This is a genomic window from Kitasatospora sp. NPDC094016 (assembly GCF_040304045.1).
Classification (GTDB): Bacteria; Actinomycetota; Actinomycetes; order Streptomycetales; family Streptomycetaceae; genus Kitasatospora.
In genome coordinates, this window is record NZ_JBEOUK010000044.1 from 1 (window position 1) to 13,003 (window position 13,003).

Annotated in this window: 8 protein-coding genes; 3 read left to right on the top strand and 5 right to left on the bottom strand. The window is 73.1% G+C overall.

Features of this window, described 5'->3' with window-relative positions; translation table 11 throughout:
* A partial coding sequence (locus tag ABT015_RS30305; RefSeq protein ID WP_350884716.1) for an IS30 family transposase occupies positions 1-305 on the top strand: 305 nt, incomplete at its 5' end.
* 74 nt (positions 306-379) lie between these two features.
* Here ABT015_RS30305 and ABT015_RS30310 read toward each other — a convergent pair.
* The 3 genes from ABT015_RS30310 to ABT015_RS30320 form a co-directional block, all read right to left on the bottom strand.
* On the bottom strand, positions 380-1,909 hold the full coding sequence (locus ABT015_RS30310) for an ArnT family glycosyltransferase (RefSeq protein WP_350884718.1): 1,530 nt from the start codon (positions 1,907-1,909) through the stop codon (positions 380-382).
* A 137-nt stretch (positions 1,910-2,046) separates the two neighbouring features.
* Positions 2,047-3,954, bottom strand: coding sequence for a 1-deoxy-D-xylulose-5-phosphate synthase (gene dxs / locus ABT015_RS30315; protein WP_350884721.1), 1,908 nt, complete (start codon positions 3,952-3,954; stop codon positions 2,047-2,049).
* 245 nt (positions 3,955-4,199) lie between these two features.
* Positions 4,200-5,378, bottom strand: coding sequence for an ROK family transcriptional regulator (locus ABT015_RS30320; protein WP_350884723.1), 1,179 nt, complete (start codon positions 5,376-5,378; stop codon positions 4,200-4,202).
* Positions 5,379-5,784: 406 nt separating this feature from the next.
* Between ABT015_RS30320 and ABT015_RS30325 the strand changes: the two genes are divergently transcribed.
* Positions 5,785-7,548, top strand: a complete 1,764-nt coding sequence (locus tag ABT015_RS30325; RefSeq protein ID WP_350884725.1) for an outer membrane protein assembly factor BamB family protein — start codon at positions 5,785-5,787, stop codon at positions 7,546-7,548.
* A gap of 165 nt (positions 7,549-7,713) precedes the next feature.
* Positions 7,714-10,296, top strand: coding sequence for an aminopeptidase N (pepN, locus tag ABT015_RS30330; RefSeq protein ID WP_350884727.1), 2,583 nt, complete (start codon positions 7,714-7,716; stop codon positions 10,294-10,296).
* Positions 10,297-10,449: 153 nt separating this feature from the next.
* On the opposite strand, the gene ABT015_RS30335 is transcribed toward pepN, so the two are convergent.
* Both ABT015_RS30335 and malQ read right to left on the bottom strand, forming a co-directional pair.
* Positions 10,450-10,683, bottom strand: a complete 234-nt coding sequence (locus tag ABT015_RS30335) for a hypothetical protein (RefSeq protein ID WP_079135908.1) — start codon at positions 10,681-10,683, stop codon at positions 10,450-10,452.
* A 106-nt stretch (positions 10,684-10,789) separates the two neighbouring features.
* Positions 10,790-12,925: a 4-alpha-glucanotransferase gene (gene malQ / locus ABT015_RS30340; RefSeq protein ID WP_502897436.1), complete on the bottom strand. Its 2,136-nt coding sequence runs from the start codon at positions 12,923-12,925 to the stop codon at positions 10,790-10,792.
* Positions 12,926-13,003 lie beyond the last annotated feature (78 nt).

Here is a 13,003-nt window from a genome sequence, read left to right on the forward strand (position 1 = left end):
CCTTGCCCGCACACCTGGTGCGCTCGCTGACCTGGGACCAGGGCGCCGAGATGGCCGCCCACGGCGCGTTCACCCTCGCCACCGACATCCCGGTCTACTTCTGCGACCCGGCCAGTCCCTGGCAACGCGGCTCGAACGAGAACACGAACGGCCTGCTGCGGCAGTACTTCCCCAAGGGCACCGACCTGACAGCCCACACCAGCGAGCACCTGGCAGCCGTCGCCGCCGAGCTCAACGGCCGCCCACGCAAGACGCTCGGCTGGGAAACCCCAGCCGAGCGCCTGCATAAACTCATCGCGGCCTGAACAACCGACCACGTGTTGCAACGATCCCTAGAAACCGCCGACGGTCACCGGGGCTCCGGCGTGTGCGGGGGCGGTCAGCCCTTCTTGAGGCGGTAGACCACGGTGTCGGCGAAGACGCCGACCATCTCGTAGTGGGTGTCCAGCAGGTTCTCGATCCGCGGGACCAGCACCGGCTGGTACGGGGCGATGCCGGAGTCGTCCACCACGACCTCGGGCAGGTTGTCGGCGAGCTCCTTGTCGAAGGTCTGCCAGGCGTTGCTGACGCTGAACTGCTCGCCCACGTTGGCGTTGCCGTCCTTGCCGCCGCTGTAGTTGGTCAGGAAGCCGGCGGTCAGGTAGCGGGTGGCGGGCTTGCGGTCGGCCAGCCAGTACAGCTCGGGGTGCATGCCCCAGACCAGGACGGTGTCCTTGGGGGTGGTCTGGGCGGCGACCGCGGTGGCGACCTCGGTGGTGCGGTTGAGCCGCTCCCCCGGCCAGGCCAGGGCCAGGGCCCAGAAGACCGTCGAGGCGACCGTGGTGTACACCAGGACGGGCTTCCAGCGGACCGCCGAGGTGGCCACCGCCCCGGTGCCCAGCAGCACCAGCGGGGGGATCAGCTGAAGGTAGTAGTGGCCGAAGAAGTGGAAGCCCACGCTGACCGCGACGACCGAGGAGGCCAGCCAGACCCACAGGTCGCCGGTGGAGCCGTGCTCCTCCCCGGCGACGGGCAGCGGCCGGTGGCGGTACCTGAGCCAGAGCCGGCGCCCGACCGGGAGCAGGAAGCCCAGCCCGGCCGCGACCAGAATGGCCGAGTTGCCGAGCGCGCGGCCGATCATCTGGAGCCAGGCGCCGCCGAAGGAGGCGTAGTCCCCGCTGCCGGTGACCACCCAGAACAGGAAGCCCTTGGGCTTGGTCAGGATCACCGCGACCAGCGCTATCGGCAGGATGAAGCCGAAGCCGATCTTGAACAGGGCCGGCGGCCAGCGCACCCCGCGACGGCGGGCGTCCTGGAACAGCATCCAGAGCACCGGCAGCAGCACCGCGCCGCCGGTCTGCTTGGTCAGCGAGCAGAGCGCCACCGCGATGCCCGCGGCCAGCCAGCGGCGGCGCTCGGCGTACCGGAACGCGGCCACCATGGCGGGCAGCATGAAGACCTCGAAGGTCGCCGCCTGGGTGTCCTCCGGGGAGAGCCCGATGGAGACCAGCAGGTAGAGCAGCCCCGCGCCGGCCCCGGCCCGGTTGCCCCAGCGGCCGCGGGCGATGGACGCCAGCAGGATCGCGGTGACCAGGTGGGCGCCCACCGCCAGGGTGCGCAGCGGCCACAGCGAGGCGGAGCCGAAGATCGTGAAGCAGGCCTGGTAGAGCCAGGGGAGCAGCGGCGGCTTGCGGTCCACCACGGTGTCGTACAGCACTCCGCCGTCGGCCAGCATCCGGGCCTGGGTGGCCAGGAACCCCTCGTCGGGGCTCCAGACGGGCCGGGCGAAGGACGGGATGTGGGTGAGCAGCGCGACCAGCGCGAGCACCGGCACCAGCCTCGTCCAGTACCCGGTCTGCACATGGGTACGGACGCGCTCGGGCAGGCGCTCGGCCAGTCCGGCGAGGCGGAGGCGGGTGGGGGTGGGCACGGATGACAACCTACCGGGCGGGATCGGCGCGGACGGCGCCGGTCCCGCCCTTAGGTGCGATTGTCAGCTTGTTTCGTGACGAACTGTTACGGAGTTACGACGAACAGTCGTCGGTGGAACGTGTTCCGGGCCCGTTCTCAGGCCTCGACCCGAGCCGCGTCCAGGCTGGCGACCAGGGCCGTCACCTTTCGGGCGATGTCCGGGGCGTTCAGGCCGATCTCGGCCAGGATCTCGTTCCGGCTCGCGTGGTCCAGGAACTCCTGCGGAATCCCGAAGTCGCGCACCGGCAGATCCACGTCCGCGTCGCGCAGCGCCTGCGCCACCGCGGCGCCGACACCGCCCACCCGGCCGTTGTCCTCGATCGTGACGACCACCCGGTGCTCGGCCGCCAGGCTCGGCAGGGCGGCGTCCACCGGCTTGACCCAGCGCGGGTCCACCACGGTGGCGGTGATGCCCTGGGCGGCCAGCAGGTCCGCGACCTCCAGGCTGGTGGCGGCCATCGCGCCGACCGAGACCACCAGTACGTCCGCGCGGTGCGTGCCGCCCGGCTCCTCGGCGGCGCGCAGCACGTCCATGCCGCCGATCCGGCCGACCGCCGGGACGGCCGGGCCGACGGTGCCCTTGGAGTAGCGGACCACGGTCGGGGCGTCCTTGACCTCGACGGCCTCGCGCAGCTGGGCGCGGACCTGGTCGGCGTCGCGCGGGGCGGCCAGCCGCAGGGTCGGGACGATCTGCAGCATCGACATGTCCCACATGCCGTTGTGCGAGGCGCCGTCGTCGCCGGTGACGCCGGCCCGGTCGAGCACGAAGGTGACGCCCAGCCTGTGCAGGGCGACGTCCATCAGGACCTGGTCGAAGGCCCGGTTCAGGAAGGTCGCGTAGACCGCGAAGACCGGGTGCAGCCCGTTGGTCGCCAGGCCGGCGGCGCTGGTGACGGCGTGCTGCTCGGCGATGCCGACGTCGAAGATGCGGTCCGGGAAGGCCTCGGCGAAGGGCGCGAGGCCGACCGGGTGGAGCATGGCGGCGGTGATGCCGACGATGTCCTCCCGCTCGTGGCCGAGCGCGACCATCTCCTCGGCGAAGACCGAGGTCCAGCTCCGGCCGCCGGCGTTCTTGATCGGCAGGCCGGTCTCCGGGTGGATCTTGCCGACCGCGTGGAAGCGGTCCTCGTCGTTGTTCTCCGCGGCGTGGTAGCCGCGGCCCTTCTCGGTGAGGCAGTGCACGATCACCGGGCCGCCGAAGCCGCGCGCCTTGGTCAGCGCGGACTCCAGGGCGGTCAGGTCGTGGCCGTCGATCGGGCCGATGTACTTGATGCCGAGGTCCTCGAACATGCCCTGCGGGGCGATGAAGTCCTTGAGGCCCTTCTTGGCGCCGTGCAGCGTCTCGAACAGCTGCTGGCCGACCACCGGGGTGCGCTGCAGCGCGTCCTTGCCCCAGGAGAGGAAGCGCTCGTAGCCCTGGGTGGTGCGCAGGGTGGCGAGGTGGTTGGCCAGGCCTCCGATGGTCGGCGAGTAGGAGCGCTCGTTGTCGTTGACGACGATGACCAGCGGGCGGTCCTTGGCGTCGGCGATGTTGTTGAGCGCCTCCCAGGCCATGCCGCCGGTGAGCGCGCCGTCGCCGATGACCGCGACGACCGGGTCCGGCTTGCCGAGGATCTTGTTGGCCTTGGCCAGGCCGTCGGCGTAGGAGAGCACGGTGGAGGCGTGCGAGTTCTCGATCACGTCGTGCTCGGACTCGGCGCGGGACGGGTAGCCGGACAGGCCACCCTTCATCCGCAGCATCGAGAAGTCCTGGCGGCCGGTGAGCAGCTTGTGGACGTAGCTCTGGTGGCCGGTGTCGAAGAGGATGCGGTCGCGCGGCGAGTCGAAGACCCGGTGCAGCGCGATCGTGAGCTCCACCACGCCGAGGTTGGGGCCGAGGTGGCCGCCCGTCTTGGCGACCTCGGTCACCAGGAAGGTCCGGATCTCCTGGGCCAGTGCGGCCAGCTGTCCCGGCGTGAGCCGGTCGAGATCACGCGGTCCCCGAATGCGGGTCAGCAGGGCCACCCGTTCCTCCTCGTTCAGTGTTCGCGGACCGCGGGCGGTCCGACGGGCGTCGCTGCCCGGTCTGGCGGCGGGCCGGCGGTCGCGGCCGGTGCCGACCGGTCGAGTCTAATGTCCGCTTGCCGGACACCGAGCGGCGCGCCCGGTGCCACCGACCCGTTACCGCCATTCCCGGAGGTCGGCCCGGGGGTCACGCGTCACCCTGGATTGACGAATGGATGTTCGGGAGCGATCCGGGCCGCGGCGGCTCAGCCGCGCCCCAGCGCCCCGGACTCCCCCATCTCGCTCATCACCAGGGCCAGCGCGCCGAGCACCTCGGCCCGGCCGCCCAGCGTGCCGGGGACCACCGAGAGCTGGCGGGCGGCGCTCGGGATGGCGTAGCGGGCCACCGAGTCGCGGATCGGGGAGAGCACCAGCTCACCGGCCTCGGCGAGGTCGCCGCCGAGGATCACCCGGCGCGGATTGAGCAGGTTGCACAGGGTGGCCACGCCGGTGCCGATCTGCCGGCCGGCGTCGGCGATCACCCGGCGGCAGCCGAGGTCACCCTGATGGGCCAGCTCGACCACCCGGGGCAGATCGAGGTCCGGACCGAGGGTCGGGGTCAGCAGGGAGAGCAGGTAGCGGGAGCCCACGAAGGTCTCCAGGCAGCCGCGGTTGCCGCAGCGGCAGACCGGCCCGGCCTCGTCCAGGGTGATGTGCCCGATCTCACCGGCGGTGCCGCCCGGCCCCCGGTAGATCTGGCCGTTGACCACCAGTCCGGCGCCGACCCCGCTGGCGACCTTGATGTACGCGAGGTCGCTCAGCCCCCGCCCGGCCCCCCAGACCAGTTCGCCGAGCGCGCCCAGGTTGGCATCGTTGTCCACGTGCACCGGCATGCCGAGCCGCTCGGCCAGCTCCCGGCCCGGGGCGATGCCCGTCCAGCCGGGCAGGATCGCGGTGGAACCCAGCGCGCCGGTCTCCACGTCGATCGGGCCGGGCACACCGAGGCCGACGCCGATCACCTTCTCCGGGCGGAACCCGGCCTGCCGGAGCAGCCGTTCCACCATCGCCTCGGCCCGGTCGAAGCCCTGCGCGGCGGAGACGTCCACGTCGATCGGGGCGCTCTCCTCGGCGAGCACCCGGTGCGCGAGGTTGCCGACCGCGACCCGCAGGTGGGTGTGGCCGAAGTCGATGCCCACCACGATGCCCGCGTCCCCGCTGAGCGAGACGCTGCGCGCCCGCCGGCCGCCGGAGGAGGTGTCGGCGACCACGACGGTGCCGCTCTCCTTCAACTCCCGCACGATGTTGGAGACGGTGGCCGCGGACAGGCCGGTGCCGCGGGCGATCTCGGCCTGGGTCAGCGAACCGGCCGTCCGCACCGCGCGCAGCACCCGCTCCAGGTTCGCCCGGTGCAAGGACGACTGCGAGCCCGGTGTGTCCGTCGACATGATCCACCCTCCCAGGGCGGGGACCCCTCCGCCGGGACGTCCCCTTCAACTCCTGAAGGGTAGGGCCTGTGCCGCGGATCGGCGCTGATCGGGCCGGGCGGTACGACGGGGGCCGGTGGCGGCTGGCCCGCAAGCGGCGGGGGAACGGACGGAAACGGGCCTGCGGAGTCCTGGGTTCGACCGAAAAACACCCGCCACTAGCATGGTGCCCTAGCTCACGCGTCCCCCCGGACCGCGGGGCGGTATCGGCAGGGGGACGCTTCCAGAAATGACGGGGAATCAGATGGCAGGGGATCACCCTACGCCGGGGGCAGGCGAAGCGCCGGGCAGCGGCCCGCAGGACAATCGGGGCGTCTCGTTCGGGCGCCCGCCCGGTGGCGTGGACCCGGCCGCCGTGGCGGACCAGGTGACACAGCTCGACGGCGCGGCGATCCCGGGCCCGGCCTCGCCCGCCGGGCCGCCGCCGGCCCAGCCGCCGGCTCCGCCCGCGCAGCCACCCGTCCAGCCGCCCGTCCAGCCGCCCGTCCAGCCGCCCGCCGCCGGTGCCGGCTACCAGCCGCCCGTCCAGCCGCCCGCCGCCGGTGCCGGCTACCAGCCGTACGCGCCCACCGCGGCCGGCTTCCCCGGCCAGGCCCCGCCGCCACCGCCCGGTGCGCCGGTCGGCCCGTACGACCCGATGCCCGGTGGCGCCTACGGTGCGCCGGACGGCGGGCAGGCCTACGGCGCCGGCTACGGATACCCGCAGCAGCAGCCCGGGTACTACCCGGGTGCGCCGCTGCCCCCCGCGCCCAAGCAGCGCAACCCCGTGATGCTGTGGGGCGGGATCATCGGCGGCGTCCTGGCGATCGCCATCGTCGCCGGGCTGGTCGTGCTCCTCAAGGGCAACGACCCCGACCCCACGCCGAACGCCGGCTCCGGCGGCACCACCGCGTCCGGCGGCGCCACTTCCGGAGGCACCGTCACCAACGCCCCGACCGCCGACAGCACCGGCGGCAGCACCAGCGGTGGCAACACCGGCGGGGCCGGCTACAACATCGCCTGGAACGCCCCCAAGGCCGCCAACGCGGACAGCGGCTCGCAGCTGCTCGGCATCTGGGGCGGCGACAAGGTCGCGGTGCGCGCCGACAGCACCGGCATCCGGGCGTTCAACACCTCCGACGGCAAGGAGGCCTGGAACATCCCGGTCCCGGACGGCAGCAAGGAGGTGTGCACCGCCTCCTACTCGGCCAACTCGAAGAACATCGCCGCCGTCTCCTTCAACACCGGTGACAGCGACTGCTCCACCATCGGCGCCGTCGACGTCAGCCAGGGCAAGCTGCTCTGGAGCGTCAAGGTCTCCACCGACCGGATGTCCTCGCCGACGCTCAGCGTCACCGACAAGGTGGTCGCCATCGGCGGCAACGTGGTCGGCGGCCTGAACATCGACAACGGCTCGGCCGCCTGGCAGTTCCAGCCGCGCGACAAGAACTGCAGCCTCTACGGCCGCGCGGCCGGCAGCCAGATCGCCGTCAGCGACCGCTGCTACGGCGGCTCCGGCCCGAAGTCGCAGCTGGTCATCGTGGACGCCGACAGCGGCAAGGCCGCCAGCACGCCGATCACCCTCACCGGCAGCATCGAGCGGATCGACAAGGTCGTCCAGGACGAGCCGCTGGTGCTGCTGATGAGCAGCGGCCCGAACGGCGACTACATCCTGCCGTTCGACAAGAGCAACAAGCCCGGCACCCAGATGTCGGTCAAGGAGCCCGGCGCGGACAGCCTGCGGCTGTCCGGCCAGTCCGACGCCTACAGCCAGAACGTGGTCAGCGGCACCACCCTGTACGCCCAGATCACCGGCGCCAAGTCGGCCGTCAACGCGTACGACCTGACCACCGGCAAGCGGATCTGGTCCGCCGCCGGCGCCACCTCCAGCCAGGACATCCGGCTGGTGTCCGGCACCGACAAGGACGGCAAGGTCCGCGCCATCGTCAGCCAGGGCTACAACAAGCCCGCCCGGCTGGTGACGCTCTCGCCGGCCGACGGCTCGATGACCGACCTCGGCACCATGGCCATGCCCAACGGCCTGGACATCGGGATGAGCATGTCCGAGTACGTCATCTCCACCGACGGCGGAGCCGTGTACGCCTTCCGCCGCGGCAGCTCCGACGCGCCGCTGACCAAGTGGAAGAAGTGACGACGGGGGGCTGAGCACTCCTCGGACACGGGCCCTCGGGGCTCGTCCTGGCGGGGCGGGAACGGGCGATCTGCCCGAACCCGCCCCGCCTGCGATTTTTCCGGGAGCCCGTCCGTTGGGTCATGGGAGGATTCGCCCCATCAGCCTGACGAAGGAGTGCAGCGAGTGCCCGGCACCAACCTGACCCGCGAGGAGGCCCGCACCCGGGCCGACCTCCTCCACGTGGACGCGTACGACATCGAGCTCGACCTGAGTTCGGCCCGCGAAGGAGGCACCTTCCGGTCCACCACCGTGGTCCGGTTCACGGCCACGACCCCCGGCGCGGACACGTTCATCGACCTCGTCGCGCCGAGCGTCGAGGAGATCACCCTCAACGGCGCGCCGCTCGACCCGGAGAGCTTCGCCGACAGCCGGATCCCGCTGCCGAACCTGGCCGCCGAGAACGAGCTGCGCGTCGTCGCCAACTGCGCCTACACCAACACCGGTGAGGGCCTGCACCGGTTCGTCGACCCGGTCGACGGCGAGACCTACCTGTACACCCAGTTCGAGGTGCCGGACGCCCGCCGCGTCTTCGCCTCCTTCGAACAGCCCGACCTGAAGGCCGCGTTCGCGTTCACCGTGACCGCCCCCACCGGCTGGGTCGTGGTCTCCAACTCGCCCACCCCGACCCCGGTCGGCGAGGGCGCCTCGCAGGTCTGGACGTTCGAGCCCACCGGCCGGATCTCCAGCTACATCACCGCGCTCGTCGCCGGCCCGTACGTCGGGGTCTTCGACACCTACGAGAACGGCGACCAGAAGGTGCCGCTGGGCGTCTACTGCCGCCCCTCGCTGCGCGAGTTCCTGGACGCCGAGGACATCTTCGCCGTCACCAAGCAGGGCTTCGACTACTTCCAGGAGAAGTTCGACTTCCCCTACCCGTTCGCCAAGTACGACCAGCTGTTCGTCCCGGAGTTCAACGCCGGCGCGATGGAGAACGCGGGCGCCGTCACCCTGCGCGACCAGTACGTGTTCCGCTCCAAGGTCACCGACGCCGCCTACGAGGCCCGCGCGGCGACGATCCTGCACGAGCTCGCCCACATGTGGTTCGGCGACCTCGTCACCATGGAGTGGTGGAACGACCTCTGGCTCAACGAGTCCTTCGCCACCTTCGCCGAGGCCGTCTGCCAGGCCGAGGCCCCCGGCTCCAAGTGGCCGCACTCCTGGACCACGTTCGCCAACCAGATGAAGACCTGGGCCTACCGGCAGGACCAACTGCCCTCCACCCACCCGATCATGGCGGACATCAACGACCTGGAGGACGTCCAGGTCAACTTCGACGGCATCACCTACGCCAAGGGCGCCTCGGTGCTCAAGCAGCTGGTGGCGTACGTCGGCCAGGACGCCTTCTTCCAGGGCGTGCAGGCCTACTTCAAGCGCCACGCCTGGGGCAACACCCGGCTCACCGACCTGCTCGGGGCGCTGGAGGAGGCCAGCGGCCGCGACCTGCGGACCTGGTCCCAGGCCTGGCTGGAGACCGCCGGCATCAACGTGCTGCGGCCCGCCATCACGCTGAACACCGACGGCGAGATCGAGTCCTTCGCCGTCCTCCAGGAGGCCCCCGCGCTGCCCGCCGGCGCCAAGGGTGAGGCCGTGCTGCGCCCGCACCGCATCGCCATCGGCCTGTACGAGCTCGCCGACGGCGCGCTGGTGCGCACCGACCGGATCGAGCTCGACGTCGACGGCCCGCGCACCGAGGTGCCCGAGCTCGTCGGCCGGCACCGCCCGGCCGTCGTGCTGCTCAACGACGACGACCTCTCGTACGCCAAGATCCGGCTCGACGAGGACTCGATGGCCGTCGTCACCGAGCACCTCGGCGGCTTCACCGAGTCGCTGCCGCGCGCCCTGTGCTGGGCCTCCGCCTGGGACATGACCCGCGACGGCGAACTCGCCGCCCGCGACTACCTGGCGCTCGCCCTCTCCGGCATCGGGCGGGAGAGCGACATCGGCGTCGTGCAGTCCGTGCAGCGCCAGGTGCGGCTCGCCCTCGACGCCTACACCGACCCCGACTGGCGCGAGCAGGGCCTCGCCCAGTGGGCCGCCGCCGCCGAGGAGCACCTGCGCGCCGCCGAGCCCGGCAGCGACCACCAGCTCTCCTGGGCCCGCACCCTCGCCTCCGTCGCCCGCACCGACGGGCAGCTCGGCCTGCTCGCCGGCCTGCTCGACGGCACCGCCGAGATCAAGGGCCTCGCCGTCGACACCGAGCTGCGCTGGACCCTGCTCACCCGGCTCTGCGCCACCGGGCGCGCCGACGAGGCCGCCGTGACGGCCGAGCTGGCCCGCGACAACACCGCGGCCGGCCAGGAGCACGCCGCCACCTGCCGCGCCGCCCGGCCCACCGCCGAGGCCAAGGCCGAGGCCTGGACCGCCGTCGTCGAGTCGGACACCCTCACCAACTACGTCCAGGAAGCGACCATCGCGGGCTTCCAGCAGTCCGACCAGCAGGAGCTGCTCGCGCCGTACGCGGCCAAGTACTTCGCCGCCGTCAAGGAGGTCTGGGAGACCCGCAGCCACGAGATCTCGCAGCAGATCATCGGCGGGCTGTACCCGGCGCTGCAGGTCACGCAGGCCACCGTGGACGCGACCGACGCGTGGCTGGCCGAGGCCGAGCCGGCACCGGCGCTGCGGCGCCAGGTCGTCGAGGCCCGGGCCGGGATCGAGCGCGCGCTCAAGGCCCAGGCGGTCGACCGGGCGGCGGGCGCCGGCCGCTGACCTGCCGAGGCGCCCGGCGGGGTCCCGGTCGGGGCCCCGGTCGGGCGCCGTTGGGCGCCGTCGGGCGCCGTCAAGGTGCTGGAAACGCCTGAAGGGGCACCGGAGATCTCCGGTGCCCCTTCGGGGTCGTGCAGGTCCTGGTGGACGCGGTGGTTACTTCTTCTTGCCCTTGCCCTTGCCGTACGGCAGGCCCGCGAGGGCGGCGATGATCACGAAGGCGGCGATCGGGATCAGCACGTACAGGCCGATGGTCTGGCCGACGCTCAGGCCAGGACCCGGGTCGTCGCCGTCGTCCCTGGTGAGGGCCATGGCGGGCGACGACAGCAGCATCATCAGCGTGACCGTTGCGGAGACCGCGCCGGCTCGCAAAGCGTTCCTCTTGTCCACGTTTCCAACTTACCCGCCGCTTATGACCCCCCGCGCGCCGGGGTCGGCCTTCCGGAAGGGGGCCGTCCGCGGTGCCCGGGTCGGGCGGCGGGGCCGCACGGCGGGGTCAGACGGCGGGGTGGGCGCCGGGCGGGGCCAGCAGGTGGGCGAGCAGGCGGGCGGCCGGGGTGGCGGCCAGCCGGTCGAGGGTGACCGGATCGCCGGCGCCGTCGGCGACCGGCAGGCGCCAGTTCGGGTACTGGTCCCAGGTGCCGGGCAGGTTCTGCGGGCGCGGATCGCCGACCAGGTCCGGCAGCCAGACGCCGACCAGCTCCGCCGGGGTCGCGCGCAGGAAGCGGTACAGCACCGGCATCGACAGCGGCTCGCCCGGCGCGAGCAGCCCGCGCGCGGTCAGCTCGGCCCGCCAGTCCGCCAGCTCGGCCACCGCCTCCTCCTGCTCCTCGCCCAGCGGACGGGCCAGCAGCCCGAGCCGGTGCCGCAGCTCGACGTGCTCGCCGGAGAGCCGGGCGGCGGTGCTCGGCAGGTCGTGGGTGGTGAGGGTGGCCAGGCAGCCCGGGCGCCAGCGGTCCGGGGCGAGGATCTCCCCCGCCCCCTGCCAGTCCCGCTCGAACCAGAGCACGGAGGTGCCGAGGATCCCGCGCGCCGCCAGCTTCTCCCGGACGCCCGGCTCCACCGTGCCCAGGTCCTCGCCGATCACCGCCGTCCCGGCCCGGTGCGCCTCCAGGGCCAGCACGCCGAGCATCGCCTCGGCGTCGTAGCGGACGTACGCGCCCTCGGTCGGCGGGTGGCCGTCCGGCACCCACCAGAGCCGGAACAGGCCCATCACGTGGTCGATCCGGACCGCGCCCGCGTGCCGGGCCGCCGTGCGCAGCAGCTCCGCGTACGGGGTGTAGCCGGCCGCCGCCAGCGCGTCCGGGCGCCAGGGCGGCAGGCCCCAGTCCTGGCCGTGGGCGTTGAAGGCGTCCGGCGGGGCGCCGACGGAGATGCCGCCGGCCAGCACGTCCTGGAGCGCCCAGGCGTCCGCGCCGTCCGGGTGGACGCCGACGGCCAGGTCGTGGATCAGGCCGACCGGCATGCCGGCCTGCCGGGCCGCGCCCTGGGCCTCCGCGAGCTGCTGGTCGACCTGCCAGGCGAGCCAGCGGTGGAACTCGACCCGGTCGGCGAGCTCCCGGGAGGCGCGCCCCACCTGTGGGCCGTCCGGGTGACGCAGCCCCTTCGGCCAGCCGTGCCAGTCGGCGCCGTGCACCTCGGCGAGCGCGTTCCACAGTGCGTTCCGGCGCAGCCAGTCGCCCTCGCGGCGCTGGTAGGCCTCGTACGCGGCCTGGCGGCCTGGGCCGCGCGGCACCTCGTGCAGCAGTTCCAGCGCCTCGCGCTTGAGCGCCCAGACGGCGTCCCGGTCGATCAGGCCGTCGTGCCCCAGCACCTCGTCGCGCAGCCGGGCGGCCCGGCGGCCCAGCTCCTCCGCCTCGGCGCGCTGGTCACCCGTCAGGTAGGCGTACTCGGGGACGGCCTCGACCCGCAGGTGCACCGGATCGGCGAAGCGGCGGGAGGAGGGGCGGTACGGGGACGGGTCGGTCGGGGCGGCCGGGGTGGCGGGCAGCGCCTGGTGCAGCGGGTTGATCTGGACGAAGCCCGCACCGAGGCCGGCGCCCGCCCACTGGGCCAGCTCGGCGAGGTCGCCGAGGTCGCCCATGCCCCAGGAGCGGTCGGACAGGACGGAGTACAGCTGGGCGAGGAAGCCCCAGCTGTAGCCGGGCAGCGGGGGCAGCTTCTCCGGTGCGACGATCAGCGCCGCCTGGGCCTTGCCCTCGCCGCACTCCGCCCTGAGCACGTGCCGCCCGAGCGGCAGGTCCGGCGGCAGCCAGTGTGAGTGGCCGCGCGGCAGCTCCCACACCCCGCCGTCCTCCAGCTCCACGTGCAGCCGCGCGTCGGCCGGCACGTCCAGCGCCGTCCGCCGCCCTCGACGGACCACCACGCAGGGCGGCAGCAACCTGGCCTGCTGCGCGGCCCGGTGACGCTCCAGCGCCTCGCGCGCCTGCTCCGGCGTCCCCGCCGCCACCCCCAGGGCCGCCAGCACCGCGACCAGCGTGCGCGCCCCCACGGTCACACCCCCCGGCCCGGGGTTCCGGGTGTCCACCCCGTACGCCTGCGCCAGCGCCACCAGTTCGGGCGGTGGCGGCGGCGCGTCCTGGCTCGGCACCCTCAGCCCGTCGGCTCCGTCACGGTCGAGATAAGCGGCCACTCGCGGCTCCTGCGATGTCTCGGCAACGCCTGGTCAGGACGACCACAGTCCTACCCGGGTGACGGCCCGACGACGCTG

Excerpts from the sequence above, each read along its gene's own strand:
- ABT015_RS30320 (WP_350884723.1), bottom strand. The coding sequence starts at position 5,378 with ATGTCGACGGACACACCGGGCTCGCAGTCGTCCTTGCACCGGGCGAAC.